The 18,451-nt window shown below is 47.6% G+C and carries 11 protein-coding genes, 6 tRNA genes and 7 pseudogenes; 13 read left to right on the forward strand and 11 right to left on the reverse strand.

The window, feature by feature from the left end; translation table 11 throughout:
• The first annotated feature begins 11 nt into the window (after positions 1–11).
• The 3 genes from TZ48_RS07085 to TZ48_RS07095 all read left to right on the forward strand — a co-directional run bounded on the left by TZ48_RS07085 (position 12) and on the right by TZ48_RS07095 (position 2,758).
• Positions 12–302 carry a co-chaperone GroES gene (locus TZ48_RS07085; protein WP_031493033.1) on the forward strand — a complete coding sequence of 97 codons (291 nt, stop codon included), beginning with the start codon at positions 12–14 and terminating at the stop codon, positions 300–302.
• Positions 303–370: 68 nt separating this feature from the next.
• Complete coding sequence (gene groL / locus TZ48_RS07090; protein ID WP_112478701.1) at positions 371–2,008, forward strand: chaperonin GroEL; 1,638 nt, start codon at positions 371–373, stop codon at positions 2,006–2,008.
• Between the two features lie 186 nt (positions 2,009–2,194).
• Entirely contained in the window at positions 2,195–2,758 is a 564-nt protein-coding gene (locus tag TZ48_RS07095) for a VC2662 family protein (RefSeq protein WP_042502231.1), read from the forward strand.
• Between the two features lie 57 nt (positions 2,759–2,815).
• Here TZ48_RS07095 and TZ48_RS07100 read toward each other — a convergent pair.
• A pseudogene (locus TZ48_RS07100) lies at positions 2,816–3,272 on the reverse strand (MgtC/SapB family protein).
• A 101-nt stretch (positions 3,273–3,373) separates the two neighbouring features.
• Positions 3,374–4,395 (reverse strand): annotated as a pseudogene (gene epmB, locus TZ48_RS07105) (EF-P beta-lysylation protein EpmB).
• Positions 4,396–4,428: 33 nt separating this feature from the next.
• Between epmB and efp the strand changes: the two are divergent.
• Entirely contained in the window at positions 4,429–4,995 is a 567-nt protein-coding gene (gene efp, locus TZ48_RS07110; RefSeq protein WP_042478865.1) for an elongation factor P, read from the forward strand.
• An 84-nt stretch (positions 4,996–5,079) separates the two neighbouring features.
• On the opposite strand, the gene TZ48_RS07115 is transcribed toward efp, so the two are convergent.
• Positions 5,080–5,775, reverse strand: a complete 696-nt coding sequence (locus TZ48_RS07115; RefSeq protein WP_112478702.1) for a VV20781 family protein — start codon at positions 5,773–5,775, stop codon at positions 5,080–5,082.
• Between the two features lie 291 nt (positions 5,776–6,066).
• Here TZ48_RS07115 and TZ48_RS07120 point away from each other — a divergent pair, with 291 nt between their 5' ends.
• Positions 6,067–7,482, forward strand: a complete 1,416-nt coding sequence (locus tag TZ48_RS07120) for an SPFH domain-containing protein (RefSeq protein WP_112478703.1) — start codon at positions 6,067–6,069, stop codon at positions 7,480–7,482.
• Between the two features lie 69 nt (positions 7,483–7,551).
• On the opposite strand, the pseudogene frdD reads toward TZ48_RS07120, so the two are convergent.
• From frdD to frdA, 4 genes and pseudogenes are all read right to left on the reverse strand, one after another.
• Positions 7,552–7,913, reverse strand: a pseudogene (frdD, locus tag TZ48_RS07125) (fumarate reductase subunit FrdD).
• A 10-nt stretch (positions 7,914–7,923) separates the two neighbouring features.
• Positions 7,924–8,307 (reverse strand): fumarate reductase subunit FrdC, encoded by a 384-nt coding sequence (frdC, locus tag TZ48_RS07130; protein ID WP_112478704.1) that lies wholly within the window; start codon positions 8,305–8,307, stop codon positions 7,924–7,926.
• A 1-nt stretch (position 8,308) separates the two neighbouring features.
• Positions 8,309–9,048 (reverse strand): annotated as a pseudogene (locus TZ48_RS07135) (succinate dehydrogenase/fumarate reductase iron-sulfur subunit).
• Positions 9,048–10,871 carry a fumarate reductase (quinol) flavoprotein subunit gene (frdA, locus tag TZ48_RS07140; RefSeq protein ID WP_112478705.1) on the reverse strand — a complete coding sequence of 608 codons (1,824 nt, stop codon included), beginning with the start codon at positions 10,869–10,871 and terminating at the stop codon, positions 9,048–9,050. Before frdA ends, TZ48_RS07135 begins: the two are co-directional and overlap by 1 nt.
• A gap of 247 nt (positions 10,872–11,118) precedes the next feature.
• Here frdA and epmA point away from each other — a divergent pair, with 247 nt between their 5' ends.
• On the forward strand, positions 11,119–12,093 hold the full coding sequence (epmA, locus tag TZ48_RS07145) for an elongation factor P--(R)-beta-lysine ligase (protein ID WP_112478706.1): 975 nt from the start codon (positions 11,119–11,121) through the stop codon (positions 12,091–12,093).
• Here the strand turns inward: epmA and TZ48_RS07150 are convergent.
• The 4 genes and pseudogenes from TZ48_RS07150 to rsgA form a co-directional block, all read right to left on the reverse strand.
• Positions 12,090–12,986, reverse strand: coding sequence for a DMT family transporter (locus tag TZ48_RS07150; protein ID WP_112478707.1), 897 nt, complete (start codon positions 12,984–12,986; stop codon positions 12,090–12,092). The genes epmA and TZ48_RS07150 overlap by 4 nt on opposite strands.
• A 137-nt stretch (positions 12,987–13,123) precedes the next feature.
• Positions 13,124–14,538 (reverse strand): annotated as a pseudogene (locus TZ48_RS07155) (SLC13 family permease).
• Between the two features lie 251 nt (positions 14,539–14,789).
• Positions 14,790–15,673 (reverse strand): annotated as a pseudogene (asd, locus tag TZ48_RS07160) (archaetidylserine decarboxylase).
• A 150-nt stretch (positions 15,674–15,823) separates the two neighbouring features.
• A pseudogene (gene rsgA / locus TZ48_RS07165) lies at positions 15,824–16,878 on the reverse strand (small ribosomal subunit biogenesis GTPase RsgA).
• Between the two features lie 99 nt (positions 16,879–16,977).
• Here rsgA and orn point away from each other — a divergent pair.
• The 7 genes from orn to TZ48_RS07200 all read left to right on the forward strand — a co-directional run bounded on the left by orn (position 16,978) and on the right by TZ48_RS07200 (position 18,333).
• Positions 16,978–17,523: an oligoribonuclease gene (gene orn, locus TZ48_RS07170; RefSeq protein ID WP_112478708.1), complete on the forward strand. Its 546-nt coding sequence runs from the start codon at positions 16,978–16,980 to the stop codon at positions 17,521–17,523.
• Positions 17,524–17,700: 177 nt separating this feature from the next.
• Positions 17,701–17,776: transfer RNA gene (locus TZ48_RS07175), tRNA-Gly, on the forward strand.
• 42 nt (positions 17,777–17,818) lie between these two features.
• Positions 17,819–17,895, forward strand: a tRNA-Met gene (locus TZ48_RS07180).
• 19 nt (positions 17,896–17,914) lie between these two features.
• Positions 17,915–17,990 (forward strand) — tRNA-Gly (locus TZ48_RS07185).
• 41 nt (positions 17,991–18,031) lie between these two features.
• A tRNA-Met gene (locus tag TZ48_RS07190) sits at positions 18,032–18,108 on the forward strand.
• A gap of 30 nt (positions 18,109–18,138) precedes the next feature.
• Positions 18,139–18,214 (forward strand) — tRNA-Gly (locus tag TZ48_RS07195).
• Between the two features lie 42 nt (positions 18,215–18,256).
• Positions 18,257–18,333, forward strand: a tRNA-Met gene (locus TZ48_RS07200).
• Positions 18,334–18,451: the final 118 nt, after the last annotated feature.

Here is an 18,451-nt window from a genome sequence, read left to right on the forward strand (position 1 = left end):
AGAATCGACCGATGAATATCCGTCCTCTACACGACCGAGTTATCGTTGAGCGCCAAGAAGTTGAATCTAAATCTGCTGGTGGCATCGTTTTAACTGGTTCTGCGGCAGAAAAATCAACACGTGGTACAGTTCTGGCTGTGGGCAAAGGCCGCATCCTAGAAAACGGCACTGTACAGCCGCTAGACGTGAAAGTAGGTGATACGGTGATCTTTGCTGAAGGCTACGGCACTAAGACAGAAAAGATCGACGGTAAAGAAGTTCTGATCATGTCTGAAAACGACATCATGGCTATCGTTGAATAATTAAGTAGACGTTGAGTAATTTTTTACTCTAAACAAGCTATCCACTGAATTTAGATAAGGAAATAACAATGGCTGCTAAAGACGTTAAGTTTGGTAACGACGCACGAGTTAAAATGCTAGAAGGTGTAAACGTTCTAGCGGATGCAGTAAAAGTAACACTAGGTCCTAAAGGCCGTAACGTAGTTCTAGATAAATCTTTCGGTGCACCAACTATCACTAAAGATGGTGTATCTGTAGCGCGCGAAATCGAGCTTGAAGACAAGTTCCAAAACATGGGCGCGCAAATGGTTAAAGAAGTAGCCTCTCAAGCGAACGATGCTGCTGGTGACGGTACAACAACAGCAACAGTTCTAGCGCAAGCTATCGTAAACGAAGGCTTAAAAGCCGTTGCTGCTGGCATGAACCCAATGGATCTTAAGCGCGGCATCGACAAAGCAGTTGTTGCTGCGGTTGAAGAGCTAAAAGCGCTGTCTGTTCCTTGTGAAGACACGAAAGCGATTGCTCAGGTTGGTACTATCTCTGCGAACTCTGATGAGAGCGTAGGTAACATCATTGCTGAAGCAATGGAAAAAGTAGGTCGTGATGGTGTTATCACGGTTGAAGAAGGTCAGGCTCTACAAGACGAGCTAGACGTAGTTGAAGGTATGCAGTTCGACCGTGGCTACCTATCTCCATACTTCATCAACAACCAAGAAGCTGGTTCTGTTGAGCTAGAGAGCCCATTCATCCTTCTTATCGACAAGAAAGTATCAAACATCCGTGAGCTACTTCCAACGCTAGAAGCGGTTGCTAAAGCATCTCGTCCACTGCTTATTATTGCAGAAGACGTAGAAGGTGAAGCACTAGCAACGCTCGTTGTGAACAACATGCGCGGCATCGTGAAAGTAGCGGCTGTTAAAGCGCCAGGTTTCGGTGACCGTCGCAAGTCTATGCTTCAAGATATCGCAATCCTAACTGCGGGTACTGTGATCTCTGAAGAAGTCGGTCTAGACCTTGAGAAAGTGACGCTAGAAGACCTAGGTCAAGCGAAGCGCGTTTCTATCACTAAAGAAAACACGACTATCATCGATGGCGTGGGTGAAGAAGCGATGATTCAAGGCCGTGTTGCTCAAATTCGTCAACAAATCGAAGAAGCGACGTCTGACTACGACAAAGAGAAACTTCAAGAGCGCGTAGCTAAGCTAGCTGGCGGTGTTGCGGTAATCAAAGTTGGCGCAGCAACTGAAGTTGAGATGAAAGAGAAGAAAGACCGCGTTGAAGATGCACTACACGCAACTCGCGCAGCGGTTGAAGAAGGCGTAGTAGCGGGCGGTGGTGTTGCACTTATCCGTGCAGCGTCAAAAGTAGCTGGTCTTGAAGGTGCTAACGAAGAGCAAAACGTAGGTATCCGCGTTGCACTTCGCGCAATGGAAGCACCAATTCGTCAAATCACTGCGAACGCAGGTGACGAAGAGTCAGTGGTTGCAAACAACGTGAAAGCAGGCGAAGGCAGCTACGGCTACAACGCAGCAACAGGTGAGTACGGCGACATGATCGCAATGGGTATCCTAGATCCAACGAAAGTAACTCGCTCTGCACTTCAGTTCGCAGCATCAGTTGCAGGTCTTATGATCACAACAGAAGCGATGGTGACTGACGTACCTCAGAAAGACGCACCTGCAATGCCTGATATGGGCGGCATGGGCGGTATGCCAGGTATGATGTAATCCATCAGAGGATTCTGACAAAGCCGAAGGGAAACCTTCGGCTTTTTTTGTGCTTGCTTCATAATTAACCAATATTTCGTGAGAGTGTTGCAGGATATGACAAATCTCTGACAAAACCTATGGTCAGCGTCACTAGCATCACCTAAACTTATCAGTTGACAATAAAAAAAGTCAGTGGAGACTATTATGAAAAAGGCAGTAGCAGTATTAGCAGTGGCAGCAGCAATGGCATCACCATTGGCGCTTGCTGAAAGCACTCCAGTGATGTTCTCATCACTAAACGGTTTCAACGCACCTGATGCAAATGCAGTAGGTGGCGTACGTCTGGCGGTTCTTCACGGTCAAGTGAACGAAGTGAAAGGTGTGGATTTCTCTGTACTAGGTATGTCGGAAACTCAACGTACAACCGGTGTGAACTTCGGTCTGTTCTTTGGTGCTTCTAAAGTGACTCAAGAAATGAAAGGTGCTTCTCTAGGTATCTTCAACTGGAACACAGGTAAAACGACGGGTGTGAACCTTGCGGCAGTGAACGTGACTAACGATGTAAAAGGTCTTAACTGGAGTGCGGTGAACTACTCTGAAGGCTACACAATGGCCGACATTGGTATCGCGAGCTTCTCAAACAAGTCTAACTTCCAGTTTGGTCTTTTCAACAAGACAAACAACATCGATGGCGTACAGATTGGTCTAATCAACTGTGCAGACAACGGTTTCTTTAAGTGTTTCCCAATCATTAACTTTGCGAAGTAATTCAGACTCTAATTTAGAGCGTTAGAATTCGATAAAGCCCTGCATACGCAGGGCTTGTTATTTTCTCATTCGGTTGCGGTTTTGCATGGTTTGGTGCACACCACGTCGTAGGCTCTTAAAGCTGCTTTCAATCTTATCGACACCAAGTAGTACCGTTAGTGCTAACACCGTTAAGATCACCGATTCTTTGTGATGCCCCAGCCCTATCATCATGCCTAGACCGGCCAACACCCAGATCACCGCAGCCGACGTCACCCCATGGATTTTACCGTCTTGAGTCATCATCACCCCTGCACCCAAAAAGCCCACACCAGTAATGATTTGACCGAGCACGCGCGCTTGATCGAGCGTGTTGGGAGAGAGCGATACCGCCATAGACATAAACAGGTAGGTGCCTGAGACGATCAAGATAGCGGTGCGAATGCCCACAGGTTTACCGCGAGTTTGGCGTTCAAGCCTATAAGGGCGCCATTAATCATACAGGCCCCAAAGCTTGCCATGAGAATGGTCCCATATCGAGTAGTTGTGTCAGTTCCACATTGCCTCCTAAAAAGCGCAGTATCTGACTAAAAGACCGCCTGATCGAACAAAATCATTTTATCGAGACGGAAAAAATTACTCGAGATGCAGATCAAGTGGCGTTTTACTCGCCTTGCCGCCTTCTTCTCGCATGAGTTTAGGTACAAGATACCCTGACACACGCGCAATCAGACCTTGGATGATCGCTTTCGCTTGTTCATCACTGATGTAGAAATGCGCTGCACCTTGTACTTTATCGAGTACATGCAGGTAATACGGCAGAATTCCTGCGCCAAACAGCGCGTGACTGAGCTCGAACTGAGCCTCCACGCTATCGTTGACGCCTTTGAGCAGGACGCTTGATTGAGGAGTGTCGTACCACTCGCTTTAATACGCGCCATCGCTAGCTTGAACTCATTATCTATCTCGTTGGCATGGTTGATATGAGTGACCAGTACAGGATTGAGACGAGTGTTTGCGAGCAAGTGGCAAAGCTGCTCTGTAATTCGCGCCGGTATCACGACCGGAAGGCGAGAATGAATGCGAAGCGTTTTAAGGTGTGGGATCTGTTCAGCACGTTCAATCAGCCAACTCAGTTCACTGTCTTTGGCCATCAATGGATCGCCGCCAGATAAGATGAGCTCATCAATTTCCGGTTTGTCAGAGATGTAGTCGAGCGCCTGTTGCCAGTTCTCTTTGCCACCCTTGTTCTCGTTGTACGGGAAATGGCGGCGAAAGCAGTAGCGACAGTTCACCGCACAGCCTCCTTTTACAATCATCAAAGCACGATTGTGGTATTTGTGTAGCAGGCCAGGTACCGCGTTATCTTGCTCTTCGAGCGGGTCTTCTGAATAGCCATCGTGGACTTCAAACTCTTGGCTAAGAGGCAACACCTGTCTAAGCAAAGGATCGTACGGGTTGCCTTTTTCCATGCGATCGACAAAGCTTTGAGGAACGCGCATGGGAAACAAACGTCTTGCCTTAAGTCCGTTTTCCCAAGGGGTCGCCTCAATTTCTAACTGCTCAAGCAGTTTGTAAGGGTCTGAGATCGCATTCGATAGCTGTTTGAGCCAGTTTTGCTCAACAGAAACAAGATTTCGGGTTATGATAGGCGACATTAAATTTAACTCGAAGAACACTAAGAGGATACAATGGCTACTGTTAGCACCAATGAATTTAAAGGCGGTCTTAAACTAATGCTGGACAACGAGCCTTGCGTAATTCTAGAAAATGAATACGTGAAGCCAGGTAAAGGTCAAGCGTTCAACCGCGTTAAAATTCGTAAGCTACTGTCTGGTAAAGTTCTAGAGAAAACCTTCAAGTCTGGCGAAACTGTTGAAGTTGCTGACGTGATGGATATCGACCTAGATTACCTATACACAGATGGTGAATTCTACCACTTTATGAACAGCGAAACATTCGAACAGATCGCTGCAGACGTTAAAGCGGTTGGCGACAACGCGAAATGGTTGGTAGAAAACAACACTTGTATGATTACTCTTTGGAATGGTAACCCAATTACTGTGACTCCGCCTAACTTTGTTGAGCTAGAAGTAACAGAAACGGATCCAGGTCTGAAAGGTGATACACAAGGTACTGGTGGTAAGCCTGCAACACTAACAACTGGTGCTGTGGTACGTGTACCGCTATTTATCCAGATTGGTGAAGTGATCAAAGTTGATACTCGTACTGCGGAATACGTAGGTCGCGTTAAGTAATCAGCTTAAAGTGAAGAATTTAAAAGGTCGCCAAATGGCGACCTTTTTTGTATTTGATGCAAAGCAAAGTTGCTAGGCAGACGGTTACTCTTCTGGGCGCCAACTAAGCGCGCTGGCTACCGTGCCCAGTGCAAGAGTGTCCATTTCTGCTTCTGGCAAACCCGCTAATGTTTGCAGTGTGATGCTTCCATTGGTTTGCGCCGCCGCGACTTCGACGCTGCCACGACTAAAGCTGTAACCCAGTGGGTTATCAACACTCATCATTAGCCCCTCACCATCGTGCACGGAAGCAACGTTAAAATGCGTGCTGTTCAAGCGGATAAAACCTTGTTCTTTTTTGGCGGTTGATAAGCTGATGGCTTCCGATTTACGCTCCATCTTGTATTCGCCAACACTCTTACCGGACTCGCTGATTTGGCAAATATACGGGTCATTACCGCCAAATGAGAAACTGCCAATATCGACGCTGGTGCCACCGCCGCTACACACTAGTGTCCAAGTTTCGCCATTATCAGTACGCGTCACCTCAGCAACCATCTCTCCCTCTTTGGTATTGATGGTATTAAACCAAGAACTAGTAGAAGCGCTGCGCGAGTATTTACCGTGGTAGCGACCCGCGATATCGAAGGTACCTTCAGGACCAAAGCCCCAAAAAGTACCATCGGTTTTAAGCAGTAATTCAGGCTGCTCGGAAACTGCCTGTGACTTTTCCATAGTGACGGTAGAACCACACCCAAATAGCGCACTGGAAATCATGAGTACGCAAATAGACTTTTTCATTGTTACATCTCTTGTTGTCATTAATCGCTGATGATTTTATCGATAGCGTGGTAATGACAATGTATGAGTGTGTCCAGATGTTTACTGAGTCACGCTGACCCTAAATTAGTCCTTTTGGTGTCTAATGACTCGCAAGTTTCTCCTTCGTTAATTACTTCGTCTATTCCTTGTTATATAAGCGAATTATTCGATTTTTATAGTGATTAACATTTTGATACATTAACTACGTTGTCAATGAGTTGCATAATCTTGAAGCCAAATTTTCGCAACGACAACAAACAGGAGAAACACATGGAAAGTCGTGGAATAGGAGAAAGCCTGAAAATAACTGAGCGTCGTAAGTGGTTGCACAGTGCGCTTAAAACAATGGTCTATGCCGTGCCCATTCTGGCGGTTGGATTGACAGTGAATAGCTCGGTGTTAATGACAGATGCTGGCTACAGTTATGTCCATCAAAATAACTTAACAGGTGAGTTGGATGTCTTCACTGAGCCGGGAATTCACTTTCGGATGCCTTTCCTATCGAAGATCACTAAGTACGATCAAGTCATCACGGTGTCTTTCGGTAATAGTATTGAAGAGAATTTGTACCAGCGGCTTCAAGCGCAAGATCCGGTTCAAGTTCGATTTGCTGACACCTATATAGGGCAGATACCCGTCACGTTTCGATTTAAGCTCAGTAACGATCCTGAAGCGATGAAGAAAATGCATCGAGAGTTTCGAAATAACAGCAACTTAATTGACGCGCTTCTGGTTAAAAATGCTCGCAACGTAACGGTCATTACCGCAACTCAATACACGGGTGAAGAGTTCTTCCAAGGTGGCCTTAACCAGTTCAAATCTAAGCTTGGCGATCAGTTGCGTGAGGGTATTTACCTGACAGAGCGTAGGCAGGTTGAAGTGGAAGAGATGGATCTGGCTCCTGTTGGGGTCGATCAATCGAATGCTAATCAATTGCAGAGAACTAAGCAGTTAGTCTGGAAAACGGTGCCCGTTGCGGACGCTACGGGTCAGCCGATACGTCAAGATAACCCGTTGCAGCAATATGGCATTCAGGTGACTCAAGTGACGATTGGCGACCCGCAACCGGAAAAACAGCTTGATCAGTTACTTGCCGACAAGAAGCGTTTGGTTGCCGATCGTATTCGTGCCATCCAAGAGCAAGAAACGTCAAAGGCTCAAGCCGAAACGGAGCAACTGCGTAAAGAGATCCAACGTACACGTGAAGTTCAAGATGCGCAGCGCCAGAAAGAGCTGGCGATCATTTCGCAGCAAAAAGAAGTTGAAGTTGCTAGACAAATTGCCGAGCGGGAAATCGTAGAAGTTGAGAAAACCAAGCGTCTGGCTGAGGTAGATAAAGAGAAAGAGCTAGCCATTGCAGAGGCTAACCTAGCGATTCAAAAAGCCAATGCGCTGTCAGCAGAATTTGAAGCCAAGGCGATTTTAGAAAAGGGTCGCGCAGAAGCTGAGGTACTGAAAGCGAAATACGCCGCATTGGGAGCCAACCACGAGGTGTATCTGGCTGAGCTAAATCGTGATGTGGCGAACTCGCTGTATAACAACTTAACTAACTTTCAGGTGCAAATGCCGCAAAACTACATCGGTGGTGGGCAAGATCAAGGTTTGACAACTAATCTTGATGTGATTACCGGTTTTGGCGCTTTGGGGCTAATGAACCAGACCAAGCAGTTGGTGCCTGAGCAGTAAATACAAAAACAGCAACTATAAAAAAGGCCGATGAGCAGAGTGCTCATCGGCCTTATCTTTACTTGGCGATTAGATCATAAAGATGAAGATAATCGATAGTGCACTGATTAGCGCTGCAAAGAAGTAACAAGCAATTTTACCAACCACACCCGCATGGATCTTAAGATCGTGCATACCGTGGTGTAGGCGGTGCATGGCATGCCACATTGGCAGTGCTAGGGTAGCGATAATAAATAGCGCGCCGATAATGCTAGTCGCAAAATCTGCCACACGCTCATAGTTCATTGCTTCTGGGCTGATAATGCCCATTGGCACTAGGATACCCAGCACAAGTACCGTCACAGGGGTGATCATGGCAAACCATGTACACCGGCACCAAACAGTCCCCACCATACAGGTTCGTCAGAGCGTTTTGGGTTTTGATTAATCACGATTCACTCCTTATACAATGATGAGAACAACTAGTGAGATAGCTGCAACCGCCGCCCACTGAGCAAGAACAATGGTCTTCTTCTCGACTGGCTTGCCTTTCAGTTTGATTGGCATAACCTGTGGCATCATGCTGAAGAAGGTTTGCGCGTGGAACAGGCTTCCTGCAAGCGCCACGATGTTGATCGCGATAACAATTGGGTTAGCCATAAAGTCTAACCAGCCTTGCCAAGCTTCTGGGCCTTTCACTAGCGAACCTAAACCAAAGGTCAGGAAGATGGTGAATAGAATTAGCGGCAGTACTGTTGCTTCGCGTAGCATGTAGAAGCGATAAAATGGGTGTTCTTTCCACCAAGTTCGCTTCATTTCACGAACATAAGGTTTTCTGTTACTCATTTTATGCCTCCTGTGGTTTTAGCATGGCAATAACGAAGTCTTGTGAAGACGCCACTTTGCCTTGGTTTACCGCTGCTGCTGGGTCAACGTTCTTCGGACACACTTCAGAACAGTAGCCCACAAACGTACAGCCCCAAGCACCATTCTCGCCGTTGATCATTTTCATACGTTCAGCCGCACCGTTGTCACGCTATCGAGGTTATAACGATGCGCCAGTGTCAGTGCAGCAGGACCGATGAACTCAGGGTTTAGACCAAACTGAGGACATGCCGCGTAGCAAAGACCACAGTTGATACACCCAGCAAATTGCTTGTATTTCGCCATTTGCTCAGGTGTTTGGATGTTAGTACCATCTTCTGGCTTACGGTCGTTACCAATGATGTATGGCTTGATGGCTTCTAGGCGCTCGATAAACGGCGTCATGTCGACTATCAAGTCTTTCTCGATTGGGAAGTTCGCAAGAGGCTCAATCTTCAGACCATTTTGATGATCACGAAGGAAGCTCTTACACGCCAGTTTTGGCACGCCGTTCACCATGATGCCGCAAGAGCCACAAATCGCCATACGACAAGACCAGCGGTAAGACAGATCTTTGTCTAGGTGGTCTTTGATGTAACCAATCGCATCGAGCACAGACATGGTCTCATCGAACGGTACTTCGAAGGTTTGGAAATACGGTTCTGCGTCTTTCTCTGGGTCGTAACGCAGGATTTCCACTTTCTGAATACGGTTTGCTGACATTATGCTTGCTCCTCCGCATTTTGATCTTTGTTGGCTTGCTTCGCTGCTTCTTCTGCCGCCGCTTTTTCAGCCGCTTCACCGTATAGACGCGCTTTAGGCTGCGACTTAGTGATGGTAACGTTGCTGTAGTCAATGCTTGGTGCACTGTCTTCGTTAAAGAAGGCTAGCGAGTGTTTTAGGTAGTTCTCATCATCACGCTCAGTACAACCATCATCTAGACGTTGGTGTGCACCACGAGACTCTTTACGCAAGATTGCAGAGTGAACCATAGCTTCAGCGACTTCTAGGCCGTAACCCACTTCGATGGCGTACAACAGGTCTGTGTTGAACACTTTGCCTTTGTCTTTGATGCTGATTTTCTTATAGCGCTGTTTTAGCTCGGCAATCTTCTCAAGCGTCGCTTGCATCAGATCTTCTTGGCGGTAGATACCACAGCCCGCTTCCATGGTGTGACCCATTTCAGTACGGATTTCTGCCCAGTTTTCATCGCCTTCTTGATTCATTAGCGCAGCAATGCGTGCTTCTACGGCCTTCACTTGCTCTTCAATAGCGCTGTCATCCCAGCCCTTGAACGCTTTAGCGCGCTCAACCGCTTGCTCACCGGCAACACGGCCGAAGACCACAAACTCAGCGAGAGAGTTAGAACCTAGACGGTTCGCACCGTGAAGACCAACGGACGCACACTCACCCACAGCGAATAGACCTTGGATACGAGTTTCACAAGTCCCACTGGTTTCAATACCACCCATGGTGTAGTGCACGGTTGGACGAATTGGGATTGGCTCTTTTGCAGGGTCAACGTTGACGTACGCTTTTGCAAGCTCACAGATAAACGGTAGACGCTCTTGCAGGTACTCTTCACCAAGATGGCGAAGGTCAAGGTGAACCACATCACCCAGTGGGTGCTTGATGGTGTTGCCTTTTTGCTGCTCATGCCAGAATGCTTGAGACACTTTGTCACGAGGACCAAGTTCCATGTATTTGTTTTTCGGCTCACCAACCGGTGTTTCAGGACCCATGCCATAGTCTTGTAGGTAACGGTAGCCGTTCTTGTTGACGATGATACCGCCTTCACCACGACAACCTTCGGTCATCAGAATGCCGGTACCAGGCAGACCTGTTGGGTGGTACTGAACAAACTCCATATCACGCAGTGGAACGCCGTGACGATATGCCATCGCCATGCCGTCGCCAGTCACGATGCCGCCGTTAGTATTACAGTGATAAACTCGACCTGCGCCGCCGGTTGCTAGGACAACGGATTTTGCCTTGATAGTGACCAGTTCACCTTCAGACATATGAATTGCAATCAGGCCCTGAACCTCACCTTCAACCACAAGTAGGTCAACCACAAAGTACTCATCAAATCGTTTGATTTGATCGTACTTCATCGACGTTTGGAACAGAGTATGTAGCATGTGGAAGCCGGTTTTATCCGCCGCAAACCATGTGCGTTCTACCTTCATACCACCGAAACGACGGACGTTCACTTCACCGTTTTCTTTACGGCTCCATGGACAACCCCATTGCTCCATCTGGATCATTTCACGTGTGGCATTTTCAACGAAATATTCAACAACATCCTGTTCACAAAGCCAGTCACCACCGCCAACGGTATCGTTGAAGTGGTTATCTAGGCTATCTTCATCCTTAATTACAGCCGCAGAACCACCTTCAGCTGCCACGGTATGTGAACGCATAGGGTAGACTTTAGAGATCAGAGCTACTTCCATTTCTGGGTTAGCTTCTGCTGCTGCAATGGCAGTACGAAGACCAGCGCCGCCTGCGCCGATGACTGCGATATCTGTGGTAATTGTTTTCACAGTTATCCTCCAGTGTGTGAGAGCGAGTTTTGCTCGCGAGTTATAGTTAAAGGCTTGAAAGCTTTTTTATTAAGGCAATCAGTTTAGATAAGCGACGTGGCAAAAAAATTGACTGAGTTAGGTTTTTGCTCCGGTAATGCATGACGAGGCATAGTATTTCTATGATGTGTGATTAATATCACTTGTGATTGAGAACTTTTGAGTCCGCACTTACAATAATTAATAACATTAACTAATGAGTTTGATAATGATTACCAACCAGTGGCAGCCCACAGCATCTATAGCGTTACTCAAAAAGCGCGCCGAGCTGATTCAGTCAATTCGCAGCTTCTTTATGACAAGAGAGGTAATGGAAGTCGACACACCGGCGATGAGTCATGCCACGGTGACCGATGTGCATTTACATACCTTTAAGACGGAATTTGTCGGCCCTGGTTATGCCGATGGTCGCCAGCTTTATTTTATGACCAGTCCTGAGTTTCATATGAAGCGACTGCTTGCGGCTGGAAGTGGGTCTATCTATCAGATAAACAAAGCATTTCGTAATGAAGAGAGCGGTCGTTATCACAACCCAGAGTTCACCATGCTTGAGTGGTATCGTGTTGGGTTTGATCACCATCAGTTGATGGATGAGATGGACGAGTTACTGACGATGGTACTTGGTTGCGGCCATGCTGAGCGCATGACTTATCAGCAGGCGTTTATCACGCACCTTGGCGTTTGTCCTTTAAGTGCAGAGATGTCTGCGTTACGAGAAGCTGCAGCACCACTAGGCTTGAGTGATATTGCTGATAAAGAACAAGATCGCGATACGCTATTACAGCTGCTGTTTAGTATGGGTGTTGAGACTCAAATCGGCAAAGACGCACCTGCCTTTGTTTACGATTTTCCAGCTTCACAGGCCGCGCTTGCTAAAGTGAATCCTGAAGATGAGCGCGTTGCTGATCGCTTTGAAGTCTATTTCAAAGGCATTGAACTGGCGAACGGGTTCCATGAGCTGGACAACCCGGAAGAGCAATTAGCGCGCTTTGAAGAAGATAATCAAAAGCGGTTGCAAATGGGTCTTACACCTCAGCCGATTGATCATCATTTGATCGAGGCGTTAAGAGCAGGTCTACCCGCTTGCGCTGGCGTCGCGCTGGGAATCGACAGACTCATTATGCTCGCGCTGGGCGCAACTCATATCGATGAGGTTGTCGCTTTTCCGTTCCCTGTAGCCTAGCTCACCAAAATACTGGTGCCGATGACGGCAAACACGGCACCAAGCCAAGCGTACTTATTGGGTCTTTGCTTGGTGTAAATCCACAGTAGCGGCAAAACCATAATCGGCGTGGTTGATGAGAGTAGCGCGACCATGCCTACATTGCCTGTCTGCAGCGCAAACAGAATCAACGTCATACCGACTGCCATGGCGAGAAAGCCATTGAGCGCGGTAATTCCAAAAATAGACCAATTAATAGGGTTCAAACTCTTGGCGTGCTTAGCGCCAGTAAATAAGAACAGACTGTGGGCAACAAATGCGGTGATCATACGAATAGCAGAGGCAGCCACAGGGTCGATGCTGGTTTGCATCACAGGCTTAGCAATAATACCGCCTAGTGCCTGACACAGCGCAGCGGTGATCCCCAAACCCACCCCAAACCAAACATTACCTTTGATGGTTTCAAGCTCACTCGTTTTACTGTTGTTTGAGCCTCTACGCCCAAAGAAAATGGCGGTAGCAACACCCGAAAAAACTAAAGCTGAACCTACAAGCTCAATGGGTGACATGGTCTCTGAGAAAAGAAAATAACCGAGTACGGCAGAGAATACCGCGTGACAAGAGAACAGCAATCCTGCCTGTCTTGGCCCCATTCGATTCAAGCATGCGAACAGCGCTGTATCCCCGATAAAGATACCGATTAAACCCGAGAACATCATTGGCGTGATATGCACGGACTCAACGCTTGCCCAACCACCAGTGATGGCCGCCATTGAAGAAAGCATCAAGGCGGTACAGCCCATTCTCCATCGGCTATAAGAAAATGAGCCCAAATGTTTGGCTGGCTTAACCGAGATAATGCTTGAAACTGCCCACAAAAAGGCAGCGATCAGTGCCAGCCATTCAAATCCCATTGCTATCCCTAGTCCTTGCTCGGTGCTGCGATGCGAGCACCATTGATTATTCGATGATTTAACTAGGTTTTACTATGAGGTCTTGGAAAGTGCAATGGAAATCCTCTCACCTTGGCAAGAGGATTCCACTTCGGGGGCTAGGTAAAGATCAGCATCGCCGCGTAGACGATGATTAGGCCAATAATACCGATGATAAGACCGGTTTTTGCCATGTCTTTGCTCTCAATAAGCCCTGTAGAGTAGGCCAATGAATTGGGCGGCGTAGAGACGGGCAGAATCATACCGAGAGAGGCTGAAAACGCGACGACAACCAACAGGCCTTGTAAGCCACCTATGGCGGCCAAACTCTCCATAGAGGCACCAATAGCGGCGGCAATGGGCATGAGTAGGTTAGCGGTTGCGGTATTGGACATAAAGTTAGCCATTAACCAACAGACAATCGACAGAGTAATCACCACTGCGACCGGTGACAAAGACTCGTAGTCAATGGCATGAGCAAGCGCTTCGGCGAGCCCAGTTTTATCAAGACCGATACCAATGGCGATACCACCGGCAACCAGCCACAACACATCCCAGTTGATCAGTTTGAGCTCTTCTTTACCCATGATGCCGGTTAAGGTGAACACGGCAAGTGGGATGATTGAGACCACGTAGGTGTTCATGCCGTGCAATTTGGTGGTCATCCACAACAAGATGGTCGCTGCGAAAGTGGCATACACCACCATAGCACGCCAGTTGCGCTGGAATTTCCCCTCAAGCTTGAGCACCATTTTGTCTTCTGAAGAAGGGAAGAGCTTTTGCAGCAGAAACCAAGCGATGGTGAGCTGAATAATCACAAAAGGTAGACCCATCATCATCCACTGCAGGAAGTCGATGCTGTTCTCACCGGTTAGGTATTGCAGAGCAATGGCATTGGGAGGGGTACCAATAGGAGTTGCGATACCACCCGTATTGGCAGCGATAGGAATACATAGCACTAAGCTTTAATGCCTAAGTCTCCCTTTGGCGCTGATGCCACAATGGGACCAAGTAGCGCCAGCATCATCACTGTGGTGGCGGTATTGGACATGAACATGGAGAACACAGCGGTAATCAACATCAGGCCAAGCATGATAAAGCGAGGTTGGTTGCCAAAAGGGCGCAGCAGGACTCGAGCTAGGTTGTTATCAAGCTCATACTTGGAAGCGGCAATCGCCAGTGCAAATCCGCCCATAAATAGAATGATGATCGGCGAAGAAAAGGCGCTGAAGATGTCGGTATACACTAAGAGCTCACCGATATCATGGCCTGCTGGTGGGGTACGGAACAGATGCAACCCTTTGTCTGAAATCATTACCAGTTCAAGGGCGATAATTAATATCGATGTCGCAAAGACAGGTACGGGCTCTAGCACCCAAAGTAAGGCGGCGAGCAGGAAAATGGCCAACAAACGGTGTTGGATCAGCGTGAGATCGTCGATGGGTATCCAATCAATTGGCATCATCAAGACGCCAAAGGGCACTAAAAAGCAGATAAGTAGCCTAATTAGTGTCCCGCTATTCATTTTTGGCATGGGGCGGCACCTGGGTTAAAAGTGAGACTGCCGCATAGGTTAAAATATAAACGCCGTTCGGTCTTGGACAGGCGTTAAAGTTTTGAAAAGTCGAGGGAAGATTTGGAACGTGTTTTGTTTTGCGTCAAGAATCAATGCGGTAATCATGAAGTGATGCTGCTGGTGGATGTGCTATAGGCAATAAAAAACGGCGCCATGGCGCCGTTCTCAATCATTAAGCTTACTAAGTTGATTAGCTATTAAGAGTCGGTTTAAGTCTCAGAAGCTTCAGTTTCAAGGCCTAGGGCATGCGCGAAAGGCGTACCCATTACCGTTGGTGCATTGTTTTCCATGCTGTCATCGAATCGAATGCTGTCTTTAGCAAACAGGTTGATAACCGTTGAACCTAGCTTAAAGCGGCCCATCTCTTCACCCTTCTTAAGGATGATAGCCTTATCGCCTTCTGCAGGGTAATCCCAAGTGTATACAGTGTTACCACGTGGTGGTGTCACCGTATCTGCCCATACGAGCTCTATAGCACCAACAATGGTGGCGCCTACAAGCACTTGTGCCATAGGACCAAACTCGGTATCGAAGATACAAACCACACGCTCGTTACGTGCGAATAGGTTGGGAACATTCTCCGCCGTCAGTGGGTTTACAGAGAATAGGTCACCCGGTACGTAAATCATCTGACGCAGCGTACCATCACATGGCATGTGAACACGGTGGTAGTCACGTGGTGATAGGTACAAAGTCGCAAACTCACCTTCAGCAAACTCGGCTGCAAGCTCTGGGCTACCACCTAGTAGTTCTTGAGCGGTGTAGTCATGGTTTTTCGCTTGGATAAGCTTACCGTCGGTGATAGGGCCAAATTGGCTAACACACGCATCCGCTGGGTGAGCGATAACCGACTTACCTTCGGCGATAGGGCGCATTCCCGGCTTTAATTCGCGAACGAAAAACTCGTTAAACGTTTTGAAGTGTTTTGGATCGCTGTGCAGCGCTTCGTCCATGTTGACGTTATATTGCTTGATAAACCAACGAATGATCGCTGTTGTCAGACCGCCTGCTTTTGCTGATGCCAGTTTACCTACTAGCGTGTTAAGCCGTGTTGAGGTATCCAGTATTGCAGTCCAACTTTAATCTTATCCATTGTCTAAAATTCCAACGTTAATTGATTGATATTACTTCAGGGCGCGAGATACTAATGGAAATCGCTTCAAATGTCAGCAAATTGTGACAAGCAGACGGACAGACTGTTAAACCCGTCCGACTCTCTCAGAATGACAGAACGTTCTAAGAACTACAGATCGGCTTTTTTGCTACGTGAGTACTGACGATTAGCTTTTCCTTCACCCATGCTTTCAATGATGCGGTGGTAGTTATCGAATCGAACTGGATCGATTTTTCCTTCTTCTACGGCTTCACGCAGAAGACAGCCAGGGTCGTCTAGGTGTTTGCAGTCACGGAACTTACAGCCGCCAAGGTAGGGTTTGAATTCAACAAAGGCTTCAGTGACTTCATTGGGCTCTAAGTGCCAAAGACCAAACTCACGTACTCCCGGCGAGTCAATCAGATCGCCGCCCGATGGAAAGTGATACAGTCTTGCAGCGGTTGTAGTGTGCTGACCTAGGCCTGAGTTCTCAGAAACAGCACCTTCCTCTACATCGAGTTCTGGCATCAGCGCATTCACTAAGCTGGATTTACCCACGCCGGACTGCCCAACGAAGATATTGATCTTGTCTTTGAGGTGCGTCTCAAGTTCAGCAATGCCTTCCCCCGATTCTTTACTGACCAAAAGCACCTTATAGCCGATGTTTTTGTACACATCGAGTAGTTGATAGAAGGCTTCTCGCTCTTCTTCTGGGATCAGGTCGATCTTGTTGAGCACGACTAATGGCGCAATTTGCAATGTCTCTGAGGCGATCAGGTAGCGATCGATAATGTTGAGTGAAAGTTCTGGCACAACCGCAGAAACAATCACCATTTGATCAACGTTAGCGGCGACAGGCTTCAGGCCGTCGTAATAATCAGGGCGCGTTAGCATGGATGTTCTTGCTCTACAGCTTCGACAACGCCGGAGATACCATGCATTGATTCCAGACCAATGCGCCATTTTACGCGGTCGCCAGACACCAAAGATTCAATACCACGGCGCAGGTTACAGCGGTGGATCTCTTTGGTTTCCAAGTCCTCGATATCCGCATGTTGGCCGAATCGAGTGATCACTAGCCCCTGCTTAACAGCGCCAAGCATGGTTTCATCCCATTGGATGGTTTCTTCTTTTGCTAGTTTCTTTTTTTGGTTGCTGCGTACTCGACGCACTTGACCTTTGGTCAGTTTTTTCTTTTTCGCCACGATATTTCATTGATGCGAATCGCATCAAACCATTTTGGTTACTGAATTTAATTTCGGTATAGTACCTCTTTTGACAGAAAACAAATAGACGAGGGCGTTATGTCTTTCAGCGATGACAATTTGATCTGGGTTGATCTAGAGATGACTGGACTGGATCCTGAGACACACAAAATCATCGAGATCGCGAGCATTGTGACCGATAGCGAATTGAATATCTTGGCTGAAGGACCGGTTATTGCCATCCATCAACCTGAAGTCGAACTCGCGAAAATGGACGATTGGTGCACCAATACCCATACCGCAAGTGGGCTGGTGGCACGTGTTCAAGCCAGTGAACACGATGAAGAGAGTGCCATTCGTGAGACGATCGCATTTTTGGAGAAGTGGGTGCCAAAAGGTAAGTCGCCTATTTGCGGTAACAGTATTGGTCAGGATCGTCGCTTCCTCTACAAGCATATGCCTGAGCTCGAGGAATACTTCCACTACCGCTACGTAGATGTCAGCACAATCAAAGAGCTGACTCGTCGTTGGAAACCAGAGGTTTTGGATGGTTTTTCCAAACAAGGCACACACCTAGCTCTAGATGATATTCGTGAGTCGATTGCTGAACTCAAGTTCTATCGTGAAACTATTTTCACTATTTGATCGTTGAATACTTGTTAAAAACAAGGACTTTGGGTTGCGATAGGTGGAAAAATATCGAAAAATTGTGTGCTTTTTCATCAAACGAAAAAAAAGATCATTTTTTTACTGATAAGGACTTGCATCACAAAAAAATGCTCTTATAATTCGCAGCCCTGAACAACGAAAGACGTTCATAAAGCGACACTAGCTCAGTTGGTAGAGCGCAACCTTGCCAAGGTTGAGGTCACGAGTTCGAACCTCGTGTGTCGCTCCAGTTTGAAAGTTCTCACGGTACTTAACGGTGATACAATACGGACGCGGGGTGGAGCAGCTTGGTAGCTCGTCGGGCTCATAACCCGAAGGTCGTCGGTTCAAATCCGGCCCCCGCAACCAATTCTCTTTATGAGAATATGCGACACTAGCTCAGTTGGTAGAGCGCAACCTTGCCAAGGTTGAGGTCACGAGTTCGAACCTCGTGTGTCGCTCCAAATTAATAAGCTCTCATCATGCTTTAAATGGTGACTATGGACGCGGGGTGGAGCAGCTTGGTAGCTCGTCGGGCTCATAACCCGAAGGTCGTCGGTTCAAATCCGGCCCCCGCAACCAAATTTAATCAATAGCGTTTGCTGTTGATATGCGACACTAGCTCAGTTGGTAGAGCGCAACCTTGCCAAGGTTGAGGTCACGAGTTCGAACCTCGTGTGTCGCTCCAGTTTGAAAGTTCTCACGGTACTTAACGGTGACACAATACGGACGCGGGGTGGAGCAGCTTGGTAGCTCGTCGGGCTCATAACCCGAAGGTCGTCGGTTCAAATCCGGCCCCCGCAACCAACACATTACGATGGTTTGGGTGGTTCCTTTATCATAACCCTCAGGCCGTCGACGGATGCGCCGCCCGGTACAAACCCGGCCCCGCAACCAAATTCAATCAATAGCGTTTGCTGTTGAT

This window comes from Vibrio variabilis (assembly GCF_003263785.1).
GTDB classification, from domain to species: Bacteria; Pseudomonadota; Gammaproteobacteria; order Enterobacterales; family Vibrionaceae; genus Vibrio; species Vibrio variabilis.

Excerpts from the sequence above, each read along its gene's own strand:
- TZ48_RS07085 (WP_031493033.1), top strand. The coding sequence starts at position 12 with ATGAATATCCGTCCTCTACACGACCGAGTTATCGTTGAGCGCCAAGAA.
- groL (WP_112478701.1), top strand. The coding sequence starts at position 371 with ATGGCTGCTAAAGACGTTAAGTTTGGTAACGACGCACGAGTTAAAATG.
- TZ48_RS07095 (WP_042502231.1), top strand. The coding sequence starts at position 2,195 with ATGAAAAAGGCAGTAGCAGTATTAGCAGTGGCAGCAGCAATGGCATCA.
- efp (WP_042478865.1), top strand. The coding sequence starts at position 4,429 with ATGGCTACTGTTAGCACCAATGAATTTAAAGGCGGTCTTAAACTAATG.
- TZ48_RS07115 (WP_112478702.1), bottom strand. The coding sequence starts at position 5,775 with ATGAAAAAGTCTATTTGCGTACTCATGATTTCCAGTGCGCTATTTGGG.
- TZ48_RS07120 (WP_112478703.1), top strand. The coding sequence starts at position 6,067 with ATGGAAAGTCGTGGAATAGGAGAAAGCCTGAAAATAACTGAGCGTCGT.
- frdC (WP_112478704.1), bottom strand. The coding sequence starts at position 8,307 with ATGAGTAACAGAAAACCTTATGTTCGTGAAATGAAGCGAACTTGGTGG.
- epmA (WP_112478706.1), top strand. The coding sequence starts at position 11,119 with ATGATTACCAACCAGTGGCAGCCCACAGCATCTATAGCGTTACTCAAA.
- TZ48_RS07150 (WP_112478707.1), bottom strand. The coding sequence starts at position 12,986 with ATGGGATTTGAATGGCTGGCACTGATCGCTGCCTTTTTGTGGGCAGTT.
- orn (WP_112478708.1), top strand. The coding sequence starts at position 16,978 with ATGTCTTTCAGCGATGACAATTTGATCTGGGTTGATCTAGAGATGACT.